The sequence below is a fragment of the Candidatus Neomarinimicrobiota bacterium genome, assembly GCA_036476315.1.
Classification (GTDB): Bacteria; Fidelibacterota; Marinisomatia; order Marinisomatales; family S15-B10; genus JAZGBI01.
In genome coordinates this window covers 13,395-38,969 of record JAZGBI010000058.1, presented here as the reverse complement: position 1 = coordinate 38,969, position 25,575 = coordinate 13,395, and the positions used below count along the sequence as shown (strand labels likewise).

The following is a 25,575-nucleotide window of genomic DNA, read 5'->3' as shown; positions in this document are numbered from 1 at the left end:
ATTAAAAAAGATCAATAATGACCTATCAGACAGCCCAAGGGTGTGGGTGATCCCAAGTCGGAATAATCTGATAAGATAGGGGTGCTGCACGATATGCTCCAAACGATAACGGTAATCAAGACTCAAGAGTTTCGAGATTTCCCCCGTTCGCTGATGGTAGTGATAGAGGTGATTGTTCCGGGAGAATAGGGCGTCACCGTTGACGTAAACAAAATGGACCGAATAGTGTTCTAGTACAATTTCCGGAGATAACATTTTCCCGTATACAGCGTTTTGACCAAGACACTTACTGTCATGGTGGTGAATTTTAGACTCAACGATTGGATTCCGCTTATCGCCGGATAGCTTCTGGAATATCCATAATGTCGAAACGCAAGATCCACATTTTCTTCCACTAGCGCGACTTGCCAGTTCGTTAATTCCTTCTTCCATTTCCCAACATTCGCCGGCTTCAGGGGACCGAGGATTTCCCTTTTCCATTGCAGTTCCTCATCCGTCACTAGATTTTCCGCCGATTCGTGATACATCAACATGCTCTCCTCAAATTCGATCCCCAGGCTCAAACAGATCCTCTCCAATACTTCTTCCGGCTTTGAAACCAGCTCCTCGTAATTCACCTCCAGAAATCGATCGCCAAAAACATCGGCGTGTTTGTGAGCCATCCATAACTGGAATTTGTTCACCAGAACGTGGCGGAAAATAGATTTGTTCTTGGACCACGCTGCCTTGAACTTGGAGACGAGTACATCTCTCGGGTCACGGACGATATGTATCACCGTTGCATTGGGGAAATGGGTCTTCAACAACGGCAGATATTCCACGCTTCGCGGGTCCTTATCTCCAATCTTCTCCTTCTTTGTCCGCTTCCGATAGGCGTCGACTAGAGACTGATAGGTCCGGAGAGAAATTCCTTCCTTTTTGTCCTCGAAATCAGGGAGAACCTGGGTGAGATCAAGATCTAATCTCCTTATCCATCGGTCGCGATAGAGAAGCTGAAGCAACCCATCCCGACCCTTTTTCTTCATCGTCTTCTCGAGTTTGTTTGTCGCCAGAAAACGGCGAACAAAATTGATCTCCGGAATAAACGCAACTCTCGAGTGAGCGTTGAGCATCGCCTGCAACAGGGTGGTCCCGGATCTACCTACCCCGACAACAAAAATCATCGCCTCGATCCTGCGAAATGCACATGTCTGCGTCTCAGCCGATTCAGCTCATCTATGAGGAATTCCATTCTCTTTTCCCAGGTATGTGACGATTCAAGTTCTTTCCTTGCACGTTTTCCTACGGAAACTCTTTCTTTAGGATTTTTCACGATATGCCACAAGAGCTCTTGAAGAGATCTGACGTCCAATGGATCGTACAAATATCCGGTCACGCGGTCCTGAAGTATTTCGGAAACCTGTCCAAGATCCGCCGCCACGACAGGGATGCCGAGCGACATATATTCAAACAGTTTGATCGGGGAGGTGATTTCTGCTCGACTCCCCGGTTTGGAAGGAAGTATGAAAACATCACTGGCCCTGTTGAATTGCCCTTCAAGATCCTGCAGTCTATACGGTCCGTGGAAGACGATCCGGGACTCAAGGTTTTTCGTGACCGAAATCTCCTTGCGGAGGTGCCCGTTCCCCCAAAAATGGAGTTCAGCGTTATCTTGACTCTCCGCCATTGTGCAAAAAGCAGTAAGAAAAAAGCGGAAATCGTAATAACTGTGATATTGACCCAGATAGATCAATCGCAATGGCCAGGTCTTAAGGTTTCCTTGGTGAATAAAGCCTCTCTTAACATCGGAAGCGTTGGGAACAACGATCACGGGTTTTGTTATGCCGGTGCTCAAAATGTCTTCTTCCAGCTGTTTTGATACAACGTGAATTTCATCAAACAAAGCTAGAAACCGACTCTCTGTCCTCAGCATGAGACGTCTTGCATATGGGGGTAAGCGCCGAAAATGATGAAAGGCCAGACTGTTCACCTCTGCTGTAACAAGACGTCGTGCCAACAGACCCTTAGCCAGAAGAAACTGAAGGAACATGCTGCTAGGACCGTACCTCGTTATGATGACGGGATCCTTGTCCCGCCTCAATAAGCTCTTCATGTGGAGCAACAGGCGCAGCTGCCAACTTGGCTCCCAGAGAAACGCCTTCTTTCTGCAGGACTTTGGTATCTCCACCAATTCAACACCCTTTTCCAGTTGAGATCTGAATCGAGCAAGCCCTGGTCCTGATACAACCGTAACATGTAACCCATTCCTAAAAAGACCATTTGCAACACCTATCGCATGGGTAACACGACCTCTCCCCCCCTCAGTGAAGTAATTGCTTTTTGGCAGGATGTAGATGGCGGATGTAATGCGGCTCACTACTCGCAGGATTTCCACATTTTCAAAGGACTAGCCTATTTAGTCAGGGCCACCGCTATATTCAATACCCGTAGAGCCAGATGAGAGGAGCGGCAATGATTCTAAACATAAGCCCATAGCGTTTCGGTACCTCTCTCATGGGATGATGGGGATTCAAGACAATCTCAGATTGAAATCTAATGCGGTTCCCTGCAATAGTATGTCCAAAGGCGAATCCCTCCCCCCGGCCCAGTTTCTCTATGATGGAACTCAAATCGACCTTCAAAAAGCGAGAGATTCTCGTCAGCACCTCTTCCGGGTATTCGCAAAAATCCTCATATTTGACACGTAAGACCCGGGTTGAAGTCACATACCGTATCGCCTCACCCACGAGGTTACCTAAAACCCAGTTGATACTGTCGAGAACCAAATAGAGACCGAGAAATCTACTCGCCGGAACCTGCTTTCTCAGGATTCTGAACCCCTCGCGGTTTTTCAAACGCCAGTATCGCGAAGCCAGAACCTGTTCGCCATTGCGGACGAGATGGATGATTCTGGCTTCAGGAAAACGGGAGGCCAGGAACATGGCCCTTGTGAATTCCTTAGATGAATCTACCACGAATTGTTTCCCGCTTACATCACTGATAGCCCGGAAAATTGATCTCGTAACCCGAACGTAAGCGCGAAGAAGATGGGGAGGAATCCACCGGAACATTATGGCTGGAAGACGGAAAATATGACCGTAGTGGAGAGAAATTCTTGCACACGCTTCCCATGTCATATTTTCCAAATCTTTCAGGCTGGCATTTCTGACATTTGACCAGAACGAACACTCATTGACAGTTTTTCCGCAACTGCACATTTCTTCAAGCCTATTCATGCCGCTGAGGAGCTCTCCCACACTCTCAATGGGGTCGGCATTGCCTAACACAGCGTTTAATAGCGTAGTTCCGCTATGACCTCGCCCCATGATATACACAATGTTCGGGTTTCTCTTCTCTGGAACCACAGCCGCCGATTTCTTCAGATTGGAAGGAAAATTTAGACCTTCATTTTATGTTAATCCCATACGAAACGGAAACGCGGGGTTAGAGCATACCAATGAACACGCGCTGTCTCACCATTACTACCCAATCCTGCGATGATTTCCAAAGAAAAACAAGACCTGCCGAGATGATCAGAAGGAAGAAGAGAATCATATGAAGCGACTCCGAGGCAACCGTTTTCCCGAGAACAAAATCAACTGTAAACACACCGAAAGACCCCAGGGCTAGATCCCGGATCATTTGCGACTTGAAGGGTTGCACTTTAAACAACCGATTTACGGTGAAAAGGGACAGGATACCTGCCGAAATGTACCCCACCAAAAAGGCATAAATACCAGCTTCTATCGGTTGAACTCCTAGATGTTTCATAAGGAAAAAGGATATCAATAACAGAGAGGCGGAAACGGAAAAGATTATCGAATTGTAGCCTCGGACAGATACCGCATCGATCGGATTCCGGAGGATTCCGACTATCGCGTAGAAGGGGAGAGCAAGAAGGATGACCGTCACTGTTTTTGCCCCTTCCGTCGAGACAGATCCTAGCCACAATTTGAGGATTGCAGGTCCAGACAGGCTGAGGGAAATGGCGGTAACCGTCCCGAAGAAGAGGGCTCCGGTAACCAGAAGTTCCACGCCTCGGGTGACCTCCTCACGGCGCCCTTCCGCTAATGCTCTTGATATCCTGGGCAGAAGAACTACCCCCAGAGGTCCTACCACCAACAGAAACATTCTCACCAGACTGATGCTCGAATTGACATATGCGAGTTCGCTATAGGGTATGTAATAAGCGAGTAATAGGGGAACTCCCGCAAGCAGAAAAAACTGGGATACGAAGCTTGGAATCCTTTCAAATCCGTACCGCCATAATCTCTTTGTTTCATGCCATTCGACATTCATGGAAATCAACCCATCATTCCTCAGGTAAAAAGAACCCATTGACAAAAGGAAAACAGCTAATCCAATACTGCTTAGGATAACAGGGATTTCGCGAACAACAAGAAAAACGGAAATTGGGACAAGAATAGATCCCAATAACCGGAGGATGCTGGCACCAAGCATGTTTAGATGACCCCTATATAGGCCATATGTGAGAGCTTGACAACAAACACCTGTTATAAATATAGCATACGGCCCAGCGTGTTCAGGGATAAATCCCGGAACGGCATTGGCGCGGAACAGGAAAAATAGTAAGCCAATTGCGGGGATAGTAAAAATGGCAAAAGTCACAACGGCGCTGTTGCCAAATCTCCCTTTGGGATCCCTGGCAATGAAGCGTGGAAGTCCAATGTTCATTCCCAAAAGGAGGAGGCCAACAATCGCATAGCTTGTCCGCCTCACCAGAAGATACTCACCGAGGGTTTCTAAACCGTGAAGACGGGCGACGTATCCATTCAAAAGGAAGATTCCGAGAACCGATACTAATGCAGTGATGATAGTCAGTATCAAGTCCTTCTCTAAACTCATTTCTCTAAAAAGTAGACTACGCATGGTTAGATCCGGTTGCACTGAGATCAGATTGAACGTACATGATGGAAATTACTGGGAGTCTCGCTAGGGCGGACACTTCTGACTCTTGGCCGAAGTCGTTGTGGTCCTGGAACAGAACAATGCCCAGCAGTTCCATAACTACCAACTCCAACCTCTTACAGATTCCCCGCTGGTTGTGAAATTTCATATCGTTTCCGAAGTGCTTCAATGGTCCAGAACGCAATCAGGAACAGAATTATCCCGTGACTTACTACTATGATGGGGAAGTTCGCACCGGCAAAAAAGAAAGAGAACGACATAGAAAGAACCGTGACAGTCGTCACATAAACCACATCCTTGAACCAGCAGCAAGCACGTAAAAGTATCCAGTAGGAATAATGAGTGATCACACCCACCACAAGCGATGATAGAATCAGTCCAGTCCAGCCGAAATCGGCCCAAAAAAAACTGAGATAGTTTGCACTTGCACTGCCACTCGAGATACCAGTCGGGCTAAAATACTGGAATACGTAGTTGGCGACGGGAAAACTTCCTTCATTATGAAACCAAGAATAGAGATGAGAAGTTCTGCCACCTAAAAAATCGTGATAGTTCGGGAAAACCTCAAAGTACTTGTACAAAACCCATGCTGGCACGTAGAAAATCCTGAGCCAAAGAATGTATAGTATTCTAAAAAAGTCGAATACAACTTCATGTTTGAACTTCACTATCAGGTATGGGAATGAGAACACGCCAAATGCCGATCCCAGGAATAGACGCAACGAAATCTTCCCCCCCTTCTTAAGGAAGTAGAAGAGGGCTATTGAGAGAATAAGAAAGGCCGCATGGGCTTTCGTTATGGTGAGGGAATTATTAAACAAACCGAACAAGAGAAATAGAACAAACAAAACCTTGAACCTCATTTCTTTGGCAACAACGGCCATGAACAAGCTTGCAATAATCCCAACAGCAAATAGAGTCGTCCTAAGCCATGAGTACAAATAATGTTCGAGCCATGGGATTTCCAGGAGTTTCATCGATTCCTCACGCAGCAGTGCCAATCTCATCCTTTCACCAGGATGCCTGATGAGTTCAAGCAGGGGAATCTTTTCTATGCGGAGGATGTACGCGCCCATTATTAGGAGGCACAATCCAAGCAGAATCCAAAGAATATAGAATATCCTATTTGCATTCACGGGTCTCACAAAGTTTTGCCTTCTTAGAATGGCAAGCCGATCCAGATCCACTCGAAAAAAATAGTTGGCAAGAAGCAAGCCGAAAGGAAAGAAAAGATAGAAGGAGTTGACGGCATAGAAAAAAGTGTAGGCATGATCAGATGACTCATTCAGAACAACGAAGATGCTGGGTATTGCGATCATGACGGTAAAGGAAACGAAAGCAAGCGAAGGAAAAGAGATTACCTTGAGACCAGACAAACCGTAGAGTTCGGCATAGTCATAGGTAATTAGCTCATAGAAGAAAATAGCAGCAGTCAGGACGCACGCCAGATGTCGAACAGGTTCGTCAAGGGTCAGAAACAGAAGGAAGAGAAAGGGAAGGGTAAGAATGAAAACCGCATCAAGTGATTTTCTTCTATGGACATTCGCACTGAATCCCTTAGGAGAGAGCCTGGGATTTCTTTCCAGGCTAAACCCTTGTTGTCCCTTACTCAAGATAATCCTCAGGAAGATTCAGTACCTGATAAATAGGGTGGATGGTAGAAGGGATTTTGATTTAGGAGATTATTCAGCGAAAAGTTTGCAGAGTAGAGAGCCACATGATCATGTTGTGGATTCAAACTCTTTCCATTTCTCCCAAAACAATAGCCCTACAACACAGAAGACCGTGGCCAGAACAGAAGAGATGAACACCATTAAGGCGCGTTGGGGTTTGTACTTCTTTTCCGGCACCTTGGCCCAATCCAGAACCTGAATTGTAGGAGTGTCTCGCGTCTCCTGAATTCTTGCTTGTTCATATTGCTGCACCAGAAAGGTATAGAGTTGGGTCTGCACTTCAAGTTCTCTTTCCAATCTAGCCAGTCGCATGCCAAGGTCAGGAACGTCAGAAAGAACAGGGAAAAGTCCCCCAGAAATACGCGATTCATCTTTGAGACCTTTTTCGATCTCGGCCAATTTCCGCTCGGCAGCAGCAATCTCAAACTCTACGCGCTTGATCTCTGGACTGTCTGGATTTCGAAGAGACTTGAGGGCTTCATAAGCCACCTCATTGGCCATGATCCGGGCACTGAGCTCGGCCGCCAGTGTGATGGTTGCCTCTGTCTGAGCTGGAAGTTGAATTGTTCCATGGAATTCCTGGAATGCCTTAAGATTCTCCTCAGCTCTCGCCAGATCTTCTGCGTTTTGCTCAAGGCGTCGTTCAATGAAGTCACGTTGTAGACGAGCAGTTGACGAATTCAGCTCCTTATTCACAAAATCAACTTCCTGGACCATGGAGTTCGCCAGATCAGTGGTTAGAACTCTTGCCATACTGTCAGACTCCTGGCTGGAGAGCCAGGGCGTCTTGGCGTCCACATCTATTCTTATGGTACCTTCGTCCTGGAGACTGAAATGAAGATTATTATCGAGGACCAGCAAAGCTTCCTCCAGCGTTTCAACATCGTAAACTCTCACGAGATCGAATTTCTTGACAATTTTCTCGCCAACCGTTCGACTCGCCAGAATCGCCAGAAGTCGATTGCTGTCCGTGGCATTTCCGGCGATATTCAATCCCGGAATTGAGAGCCCCTGGAGGGCACTGAAAAAAGGAGAGTTCTCCTCAATTTCAGAGGGCATAATCACGGCCGTGGCTCTGAAAGTCTTGGGCATAACAAGACTGACGAATGCGACGAAAATGGAAACTGAACCCGCCACGAGAGCGACCGTGACCCATCGCTCCAACAGGTATTTGATGTATCCAATTACCGGAATGTCGCCCTTTGTCCCGCTCAAAGGAAATGTGCTGCCGAGCAAGCCCGTATCGGAGACGAGTCCATACCGTTTCAGATCGGCAATACGATTCCTCAGAGTTTTCTCACTCATACCATTTTCACCCGCTATCTCCGCTCTGGCACCTCTATTCCCGATGATTTCCGGGTATCTTCTAACTAACTCAAATACTCTTTGCTCGTGAGGTGTCAACCCCCTCATGGCTATCGTGTCCTCCTCGCAACTCGATCCCCGACAATCTCCGCGTCCTCTTTTCCCATCTCCAGAAGTCTCTTTTCGCGTGGGGTAAGAGTTCTCACCTCACGACCCTTTGCTTGAGTGATTAAGTGCTTGACTTTCAATCACTAGGAGCTTGAAAGTAGATCAAGGAGTCTCTGGTAGGTAAAGACTACCCCCAAAACGACTCCAGCCACTTGAAACATACTGCTCGGGCCAAAAAGGAAATAGCGGATATTCTGAGGGACATAGATGATGTCGCCTGGCTCCGCAAGATCATCGTATTTCACATCGACGACTTGGTCTGGCCTGTTGACATCAATACTTCGTATAGAGCCTCTTTCTTCAACTCCACCTGCCAATCCAACATAATCTCTAACGGTATACCCTGGGAAATAATGATAAGGACCCGGTCTCACAACAAATCCGGTCACAAGAACGGCACTTTCGTTGTAGGTTACCGATGCCTCGACATCGTTTCGAAACTCTTCCCGAAACGGCACCTCGATCCGGTCTCCTTCGAGGAGAGTAGGGTTGCTACCCAGATCCCCTTCCAGAAGAAAAGGTCGAAGAGAAAAATGCTCAGTTGTACCGTCAGCCCTTACCACCCGGATACTCTCTTCATCGGCGTACTTGTGTAATCCTCCGGCTTCGTCGATTGCATCTGTAAGGCGATCGGTCGGCGAGATGGTAACGAATCCAGGCTCGCGAACCGCTCCGGTGGTCAAAAGCTTGAATCTTCGTATGTCAACAAGGATAACATCCACCTCGGAGTTTCGATAAGCTTGTTCCCTTACAAAATCTTCTGTGCGGGCAATGGTTTCTGAAAGTGACAGTCCCGCAACATTATGGATGCCCACACCTGGAATCAGCAAGTCTCCAGTTGGGCTCACACGAAGAATAAAGGTCATGTTTTCACCCGTTATAATGCTAATTCCAAGAAGGTCTCCAGGACCAATCACATATGCATCGGGATCAATAGCTTTCTCAACCGAGGTGAACTCTTGCAGATGATCAGGTATCTTGACCTCTACCACTGTCTGTTCAAGGAACTCGGTCTCGATTTCACCAAATGGACGCCATTGAGGAGACGTCTCCCTCTGAGCCAGGACCATCATGTGTAAGGAAATTATCATTATTAAGGGAACTGCATTTACTCGTTTCATCTGACATTCTTCTCCAGAGATTCTATTAATCTTCTCCAATAGCCTATTTCTCATGTTTCTGAAGACTGTCTAGATCTCAATGCGGTATTGCGTTCTATAATAATCGAGAAACTCACCAGACTTGATTTTTCGCCACCATCGCTCATTCGTCCGGTACCAATCGACAGTCTTTTCCAGGGCTGAATCGAAATCGTGCTCAGGGGCCCAACCCAAGGATGTTAATTTCGAACAATCAAGAGAGTACCTCCGGTCATGACCCTTCCTGTCTTCAACATGGCGAATTAGTGTGTCCGGCTTTTCAAGATGATCCAAAATTTGCCGGGTGATATCTATATTCTGCCTCTCGTTCCCGCCCCCTATGTTGTAGGCCTCACCGGGAGTACCTTTCTCCACCAAAAAGTCCAGCGCAGAACAATGATCCAGGACATAAAGCCAGTCCCGGACGTTCTTGCCGTCCCCGTAAAGGGGGAGGAATTCATCCTCAAGAGCGTTCGTCACAAATAAAGGAATGAGCTTCTCAGGATACTGGTAGGGCCCAAAATTATTACCGGCACGAGTTATGATCACAGGAAGCTTGTGTGTAACATAGTATGAATAGGCCAGCCTGTCTCCCCCGGCCTTGCTTGCGGAATAGGGGCTGCTGGGCATCAGGGAATCCGTTTCGCGGAAACTTCCACTCTGAATACTCCCGTAGACTTCATCGGTGCTGATCTGGACAAATAGATCGACGCCGTGTTCCTTTGCCGCCTCCAGAAGAACAAACACGCCAAATATATCCGTCTGAATAAAGTCATCAGGTTTTCCTATGGACCGATCCACATGACTCTCCGCCGCGAAATTGACGACCAGATCAGGAGAATGCTCCAGGAAGAGGCGTTCTACCTGATTCTGATCGCAAATGTCTCCCTTGAAAAAGTGATAGCGAGGGTTCGACTCCATGTCACTGAGATTCTCCAGATTCCCCGCGTAAGTAAGTTTGTCAAGATTCACGATGCGGCACGACTCATCCTTCCTTAGAATATAGCGGATGAAGTTGCTGCCGATAAACCCGCAACCCCCTGTGATGAGGTATGTCGTCAACCCACAGAATCCCAATCAAAATCGATGGTAGAATCGTTCCACGGAATTCGCTCTTCGTCAGGGTGCTCCCGGTTGTACGCGTGAGTTGAATGATAGAACAACAGCACAGGCTCTTTACTGACGACCTTGTAACCGTGGGCGACTCCCACGGGGATAAGGATGAGCTTGTAATCGTTTTCCCCGGCTCTGATGATCTGGGTCACACCTCGCGTTGGAGAATCCTTCCTGAGATCGTGCAGAACAACAACAGCCTTCCCGGTGGCCACAAACCATATGTCATCCTGTTTCCTGTGCCAGTGAAAGGCCTTAATCGTATCCTTGTAGGCGACGGTAAAGGTTGTCTGGCCAAACTTTCGAAGCAAGCCGTTGTCCTCCCTCAAAACTTCCATGAGAAATCCACGTTTTCCCATCTGCCCGGTGACGTCTGGGATGTCCTGATGTACCGTGAGCTTCTCGGTCCTTACTCCCTGTATGTTCCTCACCTTACGCTCGGCCTTCCCATGTTTTCAGATTTGAAGTTCAGCTTCCTGAGTTCATCAGGGTTCAGAATGTTCCGGGCATCCACCAGGAATCTCTGCTTTACGAGCCTGGCCACCTCCTTGAGATTCATGCCTCGAAACTCGCGCCAATCGGTCATTACCGCAATGGCATCCGCATCGGTTACAGCACTTTTGAGAGAGTCGCAGTAGGTCACCTGAGGAAAGAGGGCACGCATATTCTCATTGGCCTCGGGATCAAAGGCCTTCACCTTTGCCTTGCGGGACAGCAAATCTTCGATTAAGGGAAGTGAGGGTGACAGCCGAACGTCATCGGTGTTTGACTTGAATGCCAATCCCAGCACCGCTATGGTTTTGTCTTTCAAATCGTCTCCAAGAAGATTCTTGAGTTTTCGAATCACGCTTCTTTTCTGAGCTTCGTTTGTCTCATGGGCTGCCCTGACAACTTTCAACTCAACCCCAAGCTTCTCCCCCTGCTGAGCAAGTGCCTGGACGTCCTTGGGAAAACAGGATCCTCCAAATCCCGGACCGGGGTGCAGGAATTTGGGACTTATACGGCCATCCAGTCCCATAGCTCTGGCCACCATGTGGACATCCGCCCCGGTAGCGTCACATAGATTGGCCATTTCATTGATGAAGGATATCTTCGTGGCCAAAAAGGCATTCGATGCATATTTGATCGTTTCCGCGGTCACAATGTCCGTGAGGACCATCGGGGTTTCATTGATGAAAAGTGTCCGGTACACCTCTCTCATGATGTCAAGAGCTCTCTCGGAATCACTGCCAATTACCACCCGGTTCGGAATGAGGAAATCCTGCACCGCAGCTCCCTCACGAAGAAACTCTGGATTGGATACAATGTCAAATTCTGCTCCGGCGGAACTCGTCTCTTGAACCATCGTCCGAACCCTTTCTCCCGTACCAATAGGCACTGTGCTTTTCGTGCAAATCACCTTATACCCATTCAGATTTCGACCGATTGTCTTCGCCACCGTCTCGATGGCAGATAAGTCCGCCTCCCCGTTCTCTCTCATGGGAGTACCCACGGCAACGAAGATCACTTCAGAATCCCGGACTGTCCCTCCGACATCTGTACTGAATAACAGTCTCCGAGCCTTGACATTCCGGGAAACCAAATCCTGCAGCCCGGGCTCAAAACACGGGATTCGTCCTCCGTTCAAAATCTTTATTTTCTCATGATCTACGTCGGTGCACACCACCTTGTTCCCGAAATCAGAAAGACCGGCCCCGGTGACCAGCCCGACATAGCCCGTGCCGATAACTGTTATTCTTTTCATACTCTTGACTTAAAAGTTGGCTGTGAAGCTACCATCTTGAATCGATAATGTCAAACAGTTAGCCTGATTAATTCATCAGCAATAAGAGAATAAATATATATCCACTTGTTTTAGTATCACTTAGCATCTATTTAGCGTGTGCTGATGAATCTCATCTCAAGATCCTTTGGAAGATCCTGTGGATCTCAAGATCCTGTGGATAATCCAGGTTAGAGATTACTGCAGACCGAGAAGCCTGCGGGAGACCCACTCCCCTATCATGAATATTAGAGCAACTACGCAGAGGGGAAGCCAGTGGCTGAGGTGGAACGTCCTTGCCACGATGACCTCTCTTGCTTCGAGATTCAAATTCTCATGGACTTTGGAGCGATCGGCCCACTGTCTGAATTCGCCTCCACTGAGAGAGGAAATATCTGTGAGAAGGCTCTCATTGAGGAAGACCCGGTTCAGCTCTATCTGGCTTTCTTCAACTCTGAATGACCCCTCCTGTTGTCCCTTGAGAATACCGTTTTGTTCCGCCTTGACGACGTAATGATACTCCCCCGGCTTCCCCGCAAGAAAGTCTCCTTCCCAGTGAGACGCCGAAGGAGAGTGATCCAGGAGAATGGATTTTGTCTCTCCATGTTCATCGTTGATTACCATGGAAACGTTTGCTCCGTGAGAACCGGCGCGTCCCAGGTCGAGAACCGAACCGGAAACATGAACGGTCTCTCCCTGCTGAAAAGTATGCTTGTTCAATCTAAAATATGTCTCCCCTTCACCTTCTGCCATGACCAGCCATTTGAGAGTTCTGCCCCACCATCGTTCCACCACTCCGGCATAATCAGTCCTCATTATCCTGAAATGGAGCTGCCATAAATCCGTTGATGTGATCGTGGCTATCCTGATAGTCTTGCCGCTGCGAGGAAAGTCCACGGTGCCTGCGGTAAACAGCGGAATTTCAACGGGTGCGTCGAGATACACGAGCGTAGTTACCCGTTCCGTGGCCGGTTGAGCCATCAAGTATGGTTTCAGCGGTGGAAACGAAACCCCCCACCTGCCTTCCCCTCCGAAAATAGGATGTCTCCGGCTGGCCTCTGAGAAACGAACGGCGTAGTGTGTGTCGTTACTTCTCGTTCCTTTCCTCATTTCCTCCATTCCCAGAAGCGGGAGAAAATCGTAGGCACTCCTCTGCGGGACGTTCGGCCCCGGGAGATAGATCAGTGATGAAGGGAATTCGCTCAGTTTACGTTCAAGCTCTACCGCCCAATCTTCCACCATGCCATCCGCAGGAAAGTTGTCCAAAATGACAAGATCGTAGTCCGTCCTCCAGAATCGCGCAATGGGTGGCGACCAGCCTTTTCTGTGGCGGACGAAATGATCCGTCTGCATCCCCTTGTCCGTTTCCAGAACTCTACTTATGAAACCGGTATTCGGTGAGAGGGCACCCGTGAGCAAGGCTACTCGAAATCGATCTTTCAGGGTGGTAATCGCAAACGCTGACCTGTTGTTATCAATATTGACCTCATCCTTGAGCGCAGCCACCTGGACCTTGTACGTCTGGGACCCGGATTCTTCCAAACGAAATCGGAATTTCACGGTTCTCACGGATCCCAACCCTGAAAGCCGAATCATCTGGGACCCGAGCAATCGCCCGTTCTTCGACAGAGTCACATGCACCCGCTCACGCGTTTCCCCGATAGAAGAAACAAAAACCTCTGCCGTCACCATGTCCCCCCTTACCCCTACCGTTGGAGCTTCAACTCTCTCAATATCTACATCCACCATGGGTGTTGAATTCCCTATGCCAACCGCATGTACCGGCACGTCTATCTCCTGAACCATGTCCTTGGGATCCGGCCCCATGGTAACCTGGCCGTCTGTGACGACGACGATTCCTGCCAGGAAATGATCTGGTCTTACGTCGATCGCCTGCTTTAGGACAGAGGAGAGGTTTGTCGTGGGCTCACTGAAACTAAGATTGAGATCTTCAGGATCAACGGGCCTCACCTCCGAGCCAAAAGAGTAGAATTCTATGGTTCCGCCGCGGGACTCACTTTCGAGAATTCCACGCATACCAGCTGCAATTTCCCGGTATCCGTTCAGGAGCGATTCACCGGAAATGGACTGGTGGTACGCGGCGCTGACAGAATTATCAAAGAAGACCTTTAGCAATGGCTCACTTGCAAAGGTGCTTCTCCATGAGGCCGCTAGATTGCCAAGAAGAATCGTGACCGTGAGAAATGTGCCGGTACGAAACAGGAACGGTATCCGATATCGCCGTCGGCTGGAAGACCCCCTACTACGGTATCCGAGAAACGAAAGAATGACGAGGGCCAGGAAAAGCAGACCGAGAATCCATATAGGTGCGCTCCCCCGTGTGGAGAAAAAAAAGGACACGGATCAGTGCGTAAGGCTTAGATTGGGAACAACTGATAAATCTGTTTTTACCCTTGCCCCTTGAAGAAAATATTTCTCCCCCAGAAATGCCACCATTGCCGCGTTGTCTGTACAGAGTGACCTGGGAGGGTAATAAGCCGTGCAATCGGCGAATACTCTTTCCGCCTCACGGCGTAGCCTGTTGTTCGCCGCCACACCACCCGCGATGACCGTGGTCTTCACTCCAGTCAGATCGACAGCCTGCCTTAACTTGAACAGAAGGACATCTACAATGGCCTTCTGGTAGCTCGCTGCCACATGTGCCAGCTGTTTCTCCGTCATTTTTCCACCTCTGCCCTTGACGTAGTTAATTAAGGAGGTTTTCAATCCACTGAAACTGTATTCAATGGCCTGTGACTGCAGAAAAGCCCGGGGAAAAGCTACCTCCTCTTCATTCCCCCCGCGTGACGCCTCTTCAAGAGCTGGCCCCCCCGGGAAACCGAGTCCCAGAATACGGGCCCCCTTATCAAAAGCTTCACCGGCAGCATCATCACGGGTTTCACCCAGGAGTTCATAATCTCCCAAATCCGACACTCTCCAGATTTGTGTATGTCCCCCTGAAGCGAGCAAACATAGGAACGGATATTTCAACTCCGGATAGGCAATAAAGTTCGCAAAAATATGGGCCTCGATATGGTTGATACCCAGGCATGGTATTCCAAGACCCTGGGCGAATCCCCTCGCAAAACTGACGCCGGTAAGGAGAGATCCCATGAGACCTGGTCCCCGGGTGACGGCCACCGCATCGAGATCGCCCTTGACCAGACTCGCCAGTTGCATGGCCTCTTCCACAACTGACGTGAGGCGCTTCTCATGCTCCCTTGAAGCGATTTCTGGAACAATGCCCCCATAATGGGCATGAATGTCCTGGGAAGAAATTACTGATGACAGGATTGTGCCGTCCCGGCAGACAGAACCGGCTGTCTCATCGCAGGACGTTTCGATACCAAGAACGGTCATTCACGGATTTGGGCAATGGCGAGTTCCACGTTCTTGGGAGACAGGTCGCGCCATTCAAGTATGTCCTCCGGCACCCGCACCGTGGGCTTGTGATAGGTCTGCTGTTTCGCTCGCGATGCAAAGTCGATAAATACTTCAATATCGGAGGGCTCCAGTCCAGCAATGTATTGCACTCCACCCGTTACGGTCAGGGATACTGTGGATGGATTGGGAAAAACACGAATGCCGTCTGGCTGATTCAATACTTGTATGGGCACCTCGGTGATAATCCTCTCTCCTATACTCTGAATGTCGGCGAATACGTCAATCATGGGCGACGATGTTTCAACGACTCGGGGGAAATCAAGGCTCAGAGGAACGGACTCGTTGACGGGACTATCAATGTCAAGGAATTCCCTGAATTCGGTTTCGACAGTTTCAACGAAGAGGATGATTTCCTTGGGACCCCTTAATTCAATGGTTTCAGGTGTAAACATTATGGGACCAACCTGTGTAAAACCGGGGGCGGGCTCGACCACGACGCGAGGGACCACGATTACAGGCTTTATCATATAGTCGACGAGTTCAATCTGTATGGAATCGGGTTGGATCACCTCTACGAATTCGAGTTCGAACGACGCGGGAACCACCACCTTTTCCTCATGCCTCCCATAGTAGTCGTTCAGGTAGAAATCATAGTTGGTGCTTATCCGGTCCAGGTCGAGGACCAGCTTGAAGTCCGAGAATCTCTTAAACAATAGCGCCTTGAGAAAGGCGCGGCCGGTGGCCCGAAATCTGACTTCCGCCGTCGGCGGCCCCTCACCTCTCATTGTTTTCCCCTCTTTGATATTCCTCACTTCGATGGGCATTTGTAATACATAAGTGTAGGTCTGCTCAGAAATAACGAACAGCCAGAGAATCGCTGCAAAAAAAAAGGCACCCATCCAGATTCGGAGACGCCATCTTTCCACAATGTTACGCAGATTCCTGACCGCTACCATTCTTAACCTATCCTTCTTCTTTCTTCTCCTCCTCGGTTTCTCCTGAATCCTTTTCTTCCAGTGACGACACATCTTGCTCTGGTTTCTCTTTCTTCCGCTTTTCTGAAGTCTCCTCTTCCTTCTTCTCCTCCTCGGCTTCTCCTGAATCCTTTTCCTGCGGTGACGTCACCTTTCGCTCTGGTTTCTCTTTCTTCCGCTTTTCTGAAGTCTCCTCTTCCTTCTCTTTTTCCCCCGGCGTTTCGTCTTCTCCATCGAGACCTCTTGACGCACTTTTTCCCTTCGTTGTGAATTCAGGAGCATCCAGAATGACCTTCTTGTCATCGGGCCTTACTTCCACAACCTCACAACGTAAATCCACACCTGGGGATATTTCTCCCAACATCTCTTTTCGGGAATCCCTGGAAAACATGCGAGATGGTATAATTCCCTCGACATCCATATCGAGCTCCAGAATGACACCCTTATCGAGAACCTTTATCACCTGCCCGGTCACCTTCTCGCCTGGCTGAAAATGATCCTTGATGGCAGGCCAAGGATCTTCAGTCGCCTGTTTCAACCCAAGAGCAATTCGCCTGCTTTCCCGTGAAGCTTCCAGAACGCGGACTTCAACCTCATCACCCTTTTCAAGAATCTCTTTGGGGTGACGGACGAGCTTGGTCCACGACAGGTCAGAAATATGAATCAATCCGTCAACCCCTTCCTCCAGTTCAACGAACGCGCCGAATTGCCTCAGATTCCTGACGGTACCCTTGTACAGTGAGTCGACCTGATATCGCTCTTCCACACCCTCCCACGGATCGGGTTGAAGCTGCTTGAAACCGAGAGCGATTTTCCTGTCCTCAGGATTGAGACTGAGCACTTCTGCTTCTACCTCCTCTCCGAGCTTAACAACCTCGGATGGGTGAAAAACATTGCGAGTCCACGACATCTCAGACACATGAACCAGCCCCTCTACTCCCTTCTCAAGCTCGAGGAAGGCACCGTAATTGGTGAGACTGACAACTTTTCCCTTTATCCTGGTGCCCACGGGATATTTCCCCGGAACCGTTTCCCACGGGTGGGGCGACAACTGTTTGAGTCCGAGAGAGACCCTCTGTTTCTCCCTGTCTACATCAATGACTTTTACGTTCAGTGCCTCGCCTAATTCAACTACGTCTGAAGGGTGATTGACTCTGCCCCATGAGAGGTCAGTTATGTGGAGTAGTCCATCAACGCCCCCGAGATCTATGAATGCCCCAAAATCCGTAATATTCTTGACGTGCCCTTCCAGAATCTGTCCCGTCTCTATCTCTTCAAACAGGGCTTCCCTCTGTTCTCTCAGACTCTCTTCCAGAAGTACTTTTCTGGACAACACGATGTTCTTCCTCAATCGATTCACCTTGACGACTTTGAATTCCATCTCCTGGCCAAGGTATTGGTCAAAGTCCTGAACGGGCCGGATATCGATTTGGGAGCCAGGAAGAAAAGCCTGAATTCCCTCGAGTTCAACAACCATTCCCCCCTTTATCCTCCGAACGATCTTTCCTTCGACAGTCCCATCTCCCTTGTATATTTCTATGATCTTGTTCCAGCTGTTCATCCAGTCAGCCTTCTCTTTGGAAAGGAGAGTTTGACCGTTCTTGTCTTCCATCCGTTCCAGGTAGACTCCCAGAACGTCACCAATGGCGGGCGGCACCTTGCCGGCAAACTCAGATCTGGGAATTATCCCCTCCGATTTAAACCCTATATCCATAATGATTTCTTTTTCATTCTGGCCTATAACTCTCCCCTGAACCACCTGATGTTCGGCAATATCAGAAACAGTCTCGTGATACTTGTCAAGTACCTCAGACGATACCATGTCCTTCGGTTCAGCAGATTCATGAAGCTGTTCGGGGGAAAGCTCCTTTATATCATCAAACAATGACGGATCGAGATAGTCCTTTTCCCCTTGAGGCTCATCCCCCTGGGGGGAGACCTCTTCCACTTGCTCGAGGGCATCAGTATTATCAGTTTCGACTGACATCTTCACGTTTTCTTTTTCTTCGGTCATCTCCCTGGTTTGTTGTCCTTTCCCCTAATTTTCGTCCAACGTATGTGACTATAAAATCGATCTGCTCAGGAATCGTCAAAGCGGTTGTATCCACCTCGACGGCATCCTCCGCCTTTTTGAGAGGAGAATGGCTTCGACTTGAATCCTTCTCGTCACGGCGTTTCAGCTCTTCGATGACTTCATCGATTGACTGCTCAATTCCCAGTTCTGCCAGATCCTTTAACCTCCTAAGGGCACGCGTCCTGTAATCAGCCGTCAGGAAGAACTTGAAATCGGCATCGGGGAATACGACGGTGCCGATATCCCTCCCTTCCACAACTGAATCGTTTTTGCCGGCAAGGTCTCGCTGAATTGCAACCATTTTGCCCCGGACCATTGGCATTGCGCTTACCGCACTGACGTTCCGTGTTACCTCAAGGCTCCGAATTGAGTCCGTTACGTCCTGACTGTGGAGGAGAATCCGGGTCTTCCCATTTTCTGTCTGAAAGTTGAGTTCAAGGGTTGCCAAGAGCTCTTCCAGAGCTTCCTTTTTGTGTAATGCGATATCCGACTTGAGAACCGCCAACGTCACAGCTCGATACATGGCACCCGTGTCCAGGTAAACGAAACCGAGCCTAATGGCCACACCCCTTGCGGTTGTGCTCTTGCCGGAGGCTGCAGGCCCGTCAATGGCGATAATCATCGTGCGAAACCAAATGAATCACAGATGGATCTTTCAAAAAGCTGAGTAATGTAAACGCCTCCCGTCGAAAAGCCAAACAGTATTACAGGCGTTTATGCTTTACTGTCCCCGTTAATTGAGCGATTTCATCCCCTTTCAATTTTCGCCACTCACCTGGGGCAAGTCCCTCTACACCAATACCTCCAAATGATTCCCTGTGCAGAGCAATGACACGGTAGCCTAACCTCTTCAGAATCCTCCTCACTTCACGCTTCTTACCATGGGAGAGGGAGAGCCTGACCCGGGACGTAACCCTCTTCTTGCCATCTCCGGAAATTGTATCGCGCGATAGTACCTTCGCCATGCCAATCTCACTACCGCCCATTTCGACTCCAGACTCGATTCGACGGGTGTCTGCTTCGTCCCAGGGCCTGTCGATGGTGGCAACGTAAACCTTCTCAACCTGGAATCTCGGATGGACTATCCGGTGGGCAAGGTCACCGTCGTTTGTTAAGAGTAATGTCCCAGTCGTATTCTTGTCCAACCGCCCTACGGGAAAAAGCCTTTCCCCTGCCTCAACCAGGTTCATAACCGTGGGCCTTCCATGTGTATCCTTTACTGTCGTTATGACACCTGTGGGTTTGTTCAAAACGATGACCGTACTGTCTCCGGGAGGGGAAACCGTCCTGTTGTCCACAGAAACAACGTCGTCTGATCGCAGAAGGCGGTAAGGATTAGTGACGGGAATACCGTTAACTTCCACCCGGCCTGCTTTCACAATCTCCTCACTCTTCCTTCGCGAGGCAACGCCCGACGCGGCGATAAACTTATTCAACCTCATTACCGGGCTTGCTTTCCGGCAGTCCTGAAATCTTGATTGTGCGGCTCTCTTCCTTATCAGGATCCTTGGAAACCAACTCTGATATTTCCCGGAGTTTTGGAAGGTCAGACAACGATTCCAAACCGAATGAAGTGAGGAAAATATCGGTTGTCACGTAGAGGAGAGGTCGGCCAGGACTGTCAGCCCGTCCTCGGATTGCAACTAGCTTTTTTTCAAGAAGCGTCTTAATCACACTCGTGCTGTCAACACCCCGGATACTCTCAATTTCAGCACGGCTTGCCGGTCCTTTGTACGCGATGACAGCCACGGCCTCCAGGGCGGCCCTGGAAAGCGAAGTTCTTGACAACTGCGTATGAAGTCGTTTGACCCATGGCTCATATTCAGGTCTCGTGACAAGCCGATAGCCACCCGCTACCTTTTCGACGATAAACGAACGTTCCTGACGCTCATATTCACTTTGAATCTCCAGAATCGCATGATCAAGCTGTGGGGCATCCTCATCAAAACAGAGCTCCATCTTCGCCTGTGTCAGTACGTCGGGAGAGGAGAACAGAAGAGCTTCGATGATTCTAATTTCCTCTCTCTCATAAGCATTCTTTTTCATCAGGCTTCTCCAACGGGCGGTGCCATTCTCTGCCCCTCCGCGCCGGGGGAAACGATCTCCAACACGAAATCGTCAAAGTGATGTTTCTGAAGGACCCACACTTTACCCTCTTTCACGAGTTCCAGGATCGCCATGAATGTGGCGATGAGGTCCTTTCTGGAGAAAGGATCCGAGAACAACTCTGAGAACATGTATCTCTTCTTCAATACGAACTGAGACATGAGAAACGCCATTTTGTCCCTAACCTTGATCTTATCTCTTTCCAAGTCGTAAGTCACAGGAGCGGGCATCCTCTCCAACAATCTCTTGAAAATGGTTGCCAGTTCAAATAGAGAGACCTCCTCAAGATAGAGTGAAGGATCATCCGGCAGGTCGCTGTACTCCGTTGTCACGGGTCGTGGGAACCTGCGATTTTCCGACACCAGCATCTCAGTGAGTGTGACCGCTGCCTCCCTGTATCTCTGGTATTCGAGCAGCCGCTGGGCGAGTTCGGCTCTCGGATCCACAGGTTCCTCTTCTTCATCTTCCAGGGAGAACTGGGGAAGCAGCATTCTGACCTTGATCCTCATCAGTGTTGCCGCCATCATTACGAACTCCTCAGCGATGGCTATGTCCAGAGCCTGAACTGTCTCAATATAGGAAAGATATTCTTCCGTGATCCGGGCTATGGGAATGTCCATAATGTTAATCTCATCCCGCCGTATGAAGAACAGGAGAAGGTCCAAAGGTCCCGAAAAACTCTCCAGCTCTATACTGTATCCCCTCATTCCCAGTAGAGGAGTCCCACGTTTTTTCTTGCCTTTTCAAGATACGAAGTCGCAACAGCTCGAGCCTTTTCAGCCCCTTCTCTAAGCACTTTTAGGACGTATGCACGGTCATCGGCGAGTACCGTCCTTGTTTCCCGATAAGACGCAAAGTATTCCCAAATGACATCAATCAACTCAACCTTCAACTGCTGATACTTGAGTCCCTTTCCCTCAAATCTCCGGGTCAGCTTCTCCTTCCCGGGGCCGTCCAGAAAGAGGGAATAGATCTTGTACAGAGTACTCGTACCAGGATCCTTGGGTTCGTCGATGGGAGTGGTGTCGGTGACAATCCTCATGACCTTTTCTGCAAGATCGTCCTTGTTGCAGAAGATGTCGATGGTATTTCGGTAGGATTTGGACATTTTCTGTCCGTCGATACCGGGGATGACTCCCCAATCCTTCTCAATCTTGCTCTCGGGAACGACAAACGTGTCACCGTATGTTGCGTTGAATTTTATGGCGATGTCACGGGACATCTCCAAATGTTGCTTCTGATCTTTTCCCACCGGAACCAATTCGCCTCCAAACAGCAGGATGTCCGCCGCCATTAACACGGGATAGCTGAAAAGACCGTGATTGGGCGTAACCCCTTTTGCAATCTTGTCCTTGTATGAGTGAGCCCGCTCAAGCATTCCAACGTTTGTCACGCTGCTCAACAACCAGGTTAACTCCGTTACTTCTGGCACATCCGATTGAACCCAGAAGACGGCCTTCTCGGGGTCGAGTCCAAGTGCGATGAAATCGCTTGCCGCTTCAACAGTGTGCTTCCGTAAACGGGAGGCGTCTGTCGTACTCGTAAGCGCATGGTAGTTGACCAGAAAACAAAACAGCTCGTTCGTGTGCTGGTAACCGATCATCCGTTTCATCATGCCGAAATAGTTGCCAAGATGAAGATGGCCAGAAGGCTGGATTCCGCTCAGAACTCGAGCTTTTTTCACACCGTCGTTCCGATCTGGTCAGGGGCTTCCATATACAAATATGGCCTCCAGGAAGTTTGCTCTTTTTTCACAAACTGCCTGATGTAATGAATCCGGCTCGGCTTTCGAGGCCGTCTCAGCAGGATTATCTTGGCCTCGTCAGGACTCCTGTTCCCTTTCTTCCGGTTACAGACGTGACAGCAGCAGACAAGGTTATCCCAGGTATCCTTTCCCCCGCGCTCCTTCGGAATAACATGGTCGATGGTCATGGGGACGCTCCTGCGACCACAATACTGACACTGATGCTGATCACGCTTCAGGATGTTTTTCCGGGAAAGAACGATATCATTGCCCGTCATTCTGATGTACTTCTGAAGTTTGATGACACTGGGAAGTGAGAGTCTCATACGGGGTGAATGGACAAAGTCTCTGTAGTTCTCAATCACCTCCACCTTGCCCAGATAGATAAGACAGATGGCCCTTTTTGCCGTACAGATGAGGTGTGGCTGGTAATTCTGGTTGAGGACCAGCACCTCCCTGTTCAGAATCCCATTGCCGAATCGCCTGGAATTCCTCAATTACAATACCTTTCGATGCTCTTTACGACCACGATTCTCCTCTTACTCCGATCCGAACTCCGTGCAGAATCTACATCCAAAGTATCGATCTTGACAAAACCTGAACAGTGTATGAACTCATCACCACCCAGGGAGATAGCCACGTGATCTACGCTCCGGCCGTTCGTGCCGAAAAATATGAGATCACCCTTTTCAACTTCTTCCGGCCCAATATCCTCAAGCCCGGGATGATCCACCTGCAGATGGGTGTCCCGGGGTAGCGGAATGCGTTGCTTCATGACAGTCTGTACAAATCCGGAGCAGTCAAATCCCTTTGGCGATTTGCCGCCCCACAAGTACTGAATTCCAAGAAATCGGCGGGCTTCCTTCACGAGAGTTTCTCTCAAGTGTACTGAAAAGTCACGCTGAGGTCCGCTGTCCGTCCAACCCGATTCTCCGTCAGGCAGCAGAACCTGTCTCCAACCGTTCTTGTCCTCGAGAGAGACAAGTCGGTCACCATAAACCAGGTCTCTCACAACAGGCATTGTTCTGTCGGCCTCCTCATATACATCACCGAAGAGGTCTCCCACAATCATGGCTTGATCCGATTTGACTCCTGCCAGATACTCCTCACTTACCCTGGCCCCAAAGAACTGGTTCAACCACCCCTCGTAACCGTCCCACTGGCGAATTTTGAGCCACTCAGAATTGATTTCCAGAACCTCCAGTTCTTCACCCAACAGGGCCTGAGTAACCACCTCGGACGCAAACTCAGCCTTGGCGTGAATGCTCGCAACGGAGACATTCACGAACAGACCGGATTTCTCGCTGTTCTTCACTTGGACCGCACCATCAAAACCGGCTGAATTTATCTTGACCCTTATAGCATGTCAAGTCAAAAGCCGTGCTTTCTCGACGAAGGGGAGTGGTGAGATACCTCAGAGATCGTTACGGACTGTGGATGTGTTTCCTAGTTCATGAAGTGCCAACGGATCGTCACGAAGGCCAGACGTCCCGCCGCGGGAAACAGGGGTGTGGCAGAAAATGAGAGCTGATCCTCCGTTAGAAAATCACCCGTGAAACTCCGAATCAACGTCCGGCCCGCATAGAGGAGATTCCTCATGGTAAAGGAAATCTCAAAAGTTGAAATCACCCCCTTGAACTCGACATTTGCCACTGCCGCGTTATCCTGGGAAGGAACGACAGTGTCATCATAGTATCCAAGCTTCAAAAGAGGATCCCACACATACGAATTCCGTCCAACCCAGAAATTCGTCCAGAACCTCACACGCAGGTCCAGATTCTCACCAAAAAGCGACTCGCGAAACAAGAGGCCTATGCTTCCTTCGTGCTGAACCCCGCTGCCCCAACCCTGCTTGTTCTCAAACAAGCTTACTCCGCTCCCTTGCAACCACCAACTCCGGAAATAGTTGAGCTGAGTTTGCCAAAAGACACCACCAACTCCATCAGATGACATCTTTTGCGGGTCGAGCTGGTAGGCAAACATTGAGCGATAATCGATATACTCTCTTTTTTCAAAATAGTAGTGAGGGTCCGCCCGTGAGCCAAATAGTCCCACTCTGGTCTTCATACGGGAAGACCGGTGACGGGCGGTTATCTGGAGCACTGTCCGGCTCTGACTTATTGCCGAAGAGTCCGATCGCAGTACGTTGTATTTGTCCGCCGGCCACTCGGGAACGCCTCCTCCGCTGTACTGAAACGGGAGAGCATGTAGCCAATGAATTACTGTTAACGAAAATGTGTCGGAACTGGTGAGAGAATAGTCCACCCTGCCGTCGAAAAGAAGTCCTCGCCGGTCTGGTGAAACAAAGGCTCCTCCCAGTGCCATCGTAAACTCGTATTTCCGCACCTGTGTCCAAAAACCCGCCGCTGCGGCGACTGCCAATCGAGATCGATTATCCAGACTGTCTGAACTGAGAATGGAGTACTTTCCCGAGATCCGAAGAAATCTTTGTGCGTCGACACCCACAGGGTGTGAAGAAAAGTAGCGAAGTTTGTACGCGATGAGATCTGCCGACCAATCAGGGGCAGATGATAGGCTTTCAAGTTTCAGCCGCTGAGAAAAGGCTGAGGCTTCGAGTTGCTGGCCGTTTCTGGTATAACCCAAGCCACTTGCGATGATCCTGTCACGCCTGGTTGCTCCCTTCTCCCAGCCCGATTCGGATGGTACGGGAACAGCATCAGTCGTTTTGAAATAGGCTGAGGAGATGTTCCATACCTCATCGGATTCCCCCGGGATTTTCATCAGGAGCCGGTAGTTTTGCTGAATCGTACCGCCAGGTAGTCCCGGGAAGCCCAGCAGCCCGTACTGATCCTCGAAATTCCGCTTGAGCGCCTCAAATCGAACCGACCCACCCTCTTCTCTAAGAGAATTGATGTCAAACGAGAACTCGTCCAGAAAGTAGTCCCCTCTTCGGTACATAAGGGCACTGTGGACACCCGGCTCATTCTGGTTTTCTGCAGACGTGTCCAAAGAAGGGAAAGCGTATCTCAAAGGCCAGAGAATGAATGTTCCATCGAAAAAAGTCAATCCGTCCGTTGCATCCATTCCCCAGCCTGGGAAACCGTGGTGATGATATATTCCCCAGTGGCCACTCCATTCGAAAGGGAGAAAGCTCAGCGCATCTGTTTCCCAAGCAGTGTCAAGCGAGCTGGTACTGTCAGTGGCGAAGGAAGTTGACAGGAGGAAAAGGAGAGCCGTTATTAAGTTTCTCAAGATTCTACTGGC

At 49.4% G+C, this 25,575-nt stretch carries 23 protein-coding genes; all 23 read right to left on the bottom strand.

The genetic code is table 11. The features are described 5' to 3' along the window. Positions 1-255: hypothetical protein (locus V3U24_05620; protein ID MEE9166923.1), on the bottom strand; the 255-nt coding region annotated here is incomplete at its 3' end. Beyond that, positions 231-1,163: a sulfotransferase gene (locus tag V3U24_05615; protein MEE9166922.1), complete on the bottom strand. Its 933-nt coding sequence runs from the start codon at positions 1,161-1,163 to the stop codon at positions 231-233. The genes V3U24_05620 and V3U24_05615, both read right to left, overlap by 25 nt. Further along, complete coding sequence (locus V3U24_05610; GenBank protein MEE9166921.1) at positions 1,160-2,356, bottom strand: glycosyltransferase family 4 protein; 1,197 nt, start codon at positions 2,354-2,356, stop codon at positions 1,160-1,162. The genes V3U24_05615 and V3U24_05610 overlap by 4 nt, the downstream gene beginning before the upstream one ends. A 61-nt stretch (positions 2,357-2,417) precedes the next feature. Continuing rightward, a complete protein-coding gene (locus V3U24_05605; protein MEE9166920.1) occupies positions 2,418-3,344 on the bottom strand; it encodes a sulfotransferase in 927 nt (308 codons plus the stop codon). 79 nt (positions 3,345-3,423) lie between these two features. Continuing rightward, a complete protein-coding gene (locus tag V3U24_05600) occupies positions 3,424-4,845 on the bottom strand; it encodes a hypothetical protein (protein MEE9166919.1) in 1,422 nt (473 codons plus the stop codon). Positions 4,846-5,024: 179 nt separating this feature from the next. Next, positions 5,025-6,521, bottom strand: a complete 1,497-nt coding sequence (locus V3U24_05595) for a hypothetical protein (GenBank protein MEE9166918.1) — start codon at positions 6,519-6,521, stop codon at positions 5,025-5,027. A gap of 108 nt (positions 6,522-6,629) precedes the next feature. Further along, positions 6,630-7,994, bottom strand: a complete 1,365-nt coding sequence (locus V3U24_05590; GenBank protein MEE9166917.1) for a GNVR domain-containing protein — start codon at positions 7,992-7,994, stop codon at positions 6,630-6,632. Between the two features lie 143 nt (positions 7,995-8,137). Continuing rightward, positions 8,138-9,175, bottom strand: a complete 1,038-nt coding sequence (locus V3U24_05585; GenBank protein MEE9166916.1) for an SLBB domain-containing protein — start codon at positions 9,173-9,175, stop codon at positions 8,138-8,140. Positions 9,176-9,244: 69 nt separating this feature from the next. Continuing rightward, on the bottom strand, positions 9,245-10,255 hold the full coding sequence (rfbB, locus tag V3U24_05580; protein MEE9166915.1) for a dTDP-glucose 4,6-dehydratase: 1,011 nt from the start codon (positions 10,253-10,255) through the stop codon (positions 9,245-9,247). After that, the gene (locus V3U24_05575; protein MEE9166914.1) at positions 10,252-10,665 is read right to left on the bottom strand and encodes a dTDP-4-dehydrorhamnose 3,5-epimerase family protein; all 414 of its coding nucleotides are present in this window, start codon (positions 10,663-10,665) and stop codon (positions 10,252-10,254) included. Before V3U24_05575 ends, rfbB begins: the two co-directional genes overlap by 4 nt. 68 nt (positions 10,666-10,733) lie before the next feature. Continuing rightward, entirely contained in the window at positions 10,734-12,050 is a 1,317-nt protein-coding gene (locus tag V3U24_05570; GenBank protein MEE9166913.1) for a UDP-glucose/GDP-mannose dehydrogenase family protein, read from the bottom strand. Positions 12,051-12,266: 216 nt separating this feature from the next. After that, positions 12,267-14,429, bottom strand: a complete 2,163-nt coding sequence (locus V3U24_05565) for a vWA domain-containing protein (protein ID MEE9166912.1) — start codon at positions 14,427-14,429, stop codon at positions 12,267-12,269. A 3-nt stretch (positions 14,430-14,432) separates the two neighbouring features. Then, positions 14,433-15,428 carry a tRNA (adenosine(37)-N6)-threonylcarbamoyltransferase complex transferase subunit TsaD gene (gene tsaD / locus V3U24_05560; GenBank protein MEE9166911.1) on the bottom strand — a complete coding sequence of 332 codons (996 nt, stop codon included), beginning with the start codon at positions 15,426-15,428 and terminating at the stop codon, positions 14,433-14,435. Further along, complete coding sequence (locus V3U24_05555; GenBank protein MEE9166910.1) at positions 15,425-16,408, bottom strand: hypothetical protein; 984 nt, start codon at positions 16,406-16,408, stop codon at positions 15,425-15,427. Before V3U24_05555 ends, tsaD begins: the two co-directional genes overlap by 4 nt. Positions 16,409-16,415: 7 nt before the next feature. Beyond that, positions 16,416-18,440: a 30S ribosomal protein S1 gene (locus V3U24_05550; protein ID MEE9166909.1), complete on the bottom strand. Its 2,025-nt coding sequence runs from the start codon at positions 18,438-18,440 to the stop codon at positions 16,416-16,418. Beyond that, on the bottom strand, positions 18,397-19,122 hold the full coding sequence (cmk, locus tag V3U24_05545) for a (d)CMP kinase (protein ID MEE9166908.1): 726 nt from the start codon (positions 19,120-19,122) through the stop codon (positions 18,397-18,399). The genes V3U24_05550 and cmk overlap by 44 nt, the downstream gene beginning before the upstream one ends. An 82-nt stretch (positions 19,123-19,204) precedes the next feature. Beyond that, entirely contained in the window at positions 19,205-19,942 is a 738-nt protein-coding gene (locus V3U24_05540) for a pseudouridine synthase (GenBank protein ID MEE9166907.1), read from the bottom strand. Further along, on the bottom strand, positions 19,929-20,546 hold the full coding sequence (gene scpB, locus V3U24_05535; GenBank protein MEE9166906.1) for an SMC-Scp complex subunit ScpB: 618 nt from the start codon (positions 20,544-20,546) through the stop codon (positions 19,929-19,931). Before scpB ends, V3U24_05540 begins: the two co-directional genes overlap by 14 nt. Then, on the bottom strand, positions 20,546-21,313 hold the full coding sequence (locus tag V3U24_05530; GenBank protein ID MEE9166905.1) for a segregation/condensation protein A: 768 nt from the start codon (positions 21,311-21,313) through the stop codon (positions 20,546-20,548). The genes scpB and V3U24_05530 overlap by 1 nt, the downstream gene beginning before the upstream one ends. Beyond that, a complete protein-coding gene (gene trpS, locus V3U24_05525; protein ID MEE9166904.1) occupies positions 21,310-22,290 on the bottom strand; it encodes a tryptophan--tRNA ligase in 981 nt (326 codons plus the stop codon). The genes V3U24_05530 and trpS overlap by 4 nt, the downstream gene beginning before the upstream one ends. Next, a complete protein-coding gene (locus tag V3U24_05520; GenBank protein ID MEE9166903.1) occupies positions 22,287-22,847 on the bottom strand; it encodes an HNH endonuclease in 561 nt (186 codons plus the stop codon). The genes trpS and V3U24_05520 overlap by 4 nt, the downstream gene beginning before the upstream one ends. Next, positions 22,844-23,665, bottom strand: coding sequence for a C40 family peptidase (locus V3U24_05515; GenBank protein MEE9166902.1), 822 nt, complete (start codon positions 23,663-23,665; stop codon positions 22,844-22,846). The genes V3U24_05520 and V3U24_05515 overlap by 4 nt, the downstream gene beginning before the upstream one ends. 131 nt (positions 23,666-23,796) lie before the next feature. Continuing rightward, entirely contained in the window at positions 23,797-25,563 is a 1,767-nt protein-coding gene (locus V3U24_05510; protein ID MEE9166901.1) for a hypothetical protein, read from the bottom strand. Positions 25,564-25,575: the final 12 nt, after the last annotated feature.

Coding starts and splice junctions, on each gene's coding strand:
- V3U24_05615 (MEE9166922.1), bottom strand. CDS start 1,163: ATGATTTTTGTTGTCGGGGTAGGTAGATCCGGGACCACCCTGTTGCAG.
- V3U24_05600 (MEE9166919.1), bottom strand. CDS start 4,845: ATGAGTTTAGAGAAGGACTTGATACTGACTATCATCACTGCATTAGTA.
- V3U24_05590 (MEE9166917.1), bottom strand. CDS start 7,994: ATGAGGGGGTTGACACCTCACGAGCAAAGAGTATTTGAGTTAGTTAGA.
- V3U24_05585 (MEE9166916.1), bottom strand. CDS start 9,175: ATGAAACGAGTAAATGCAGTTCCCTTAATAATGATAATTTCCTTACAC.
- V3U24_05575 (MEE9166914.1), bottom strand. CDS start 10,665: ATGGGAAAACGTGGATTTCTCATGGAAGTTTTGAGGGAGGACAACGGC.
- V3U24_05570 (MEE9166913.1), bottom strand. CDS start 12,050: ATGAAAAGAATAACAGTTATCGGCACGGGCTATGTCGGGCTGGTCACC.
- tsaD (MEE9166911.1), bottom strand. CDS start 15,428: ATGACCGTTCTTGGTATCGAAACGTCCTGCGATGAGACAGCCGGTTCT.
- V3U24_05555 (MEE9166910.1), bottom strand. CDS start 16,408: ATGGTAGCGGTCAGGAATCTGCGTAACATTGTGGAAAGATGGCGTCTC.
- V3U24_05550 (MEE9166909.1), bottom strand. CDS start 18,440: ATGACCGAAGAAAAAGAAAACGTGAAGATGTCAGTCGAAACTGATAAT.
- cmk (MEE9166908.1), bottom strand. CDS start 19,122: ATGATTATCGCCATTGACGGGCCTGCAGCCTCCGGCAAGAGCACAACC.
- V3U24_05540 (MEE9166907.1), bottom strand. CDS start 19,942: ATGAGGTTGAATAAGTTTATCGCCGCGTCGGGCGTTGCCTCGCGAAGG.
- scpB (MEE9166906.1), bottom strand. CDS start 20,546: ATGAAAAAGAATGCTTATGAGAGAGAGGAAATTAGAATCATCGAAGCT.
- V3U24_05530 (MEE9166905.1), bottom strand. CDS start 21,313: ATGAGGGGATACAGTATAGAGCTGGAGAGTTTTTCGGGACCTTTGGAC.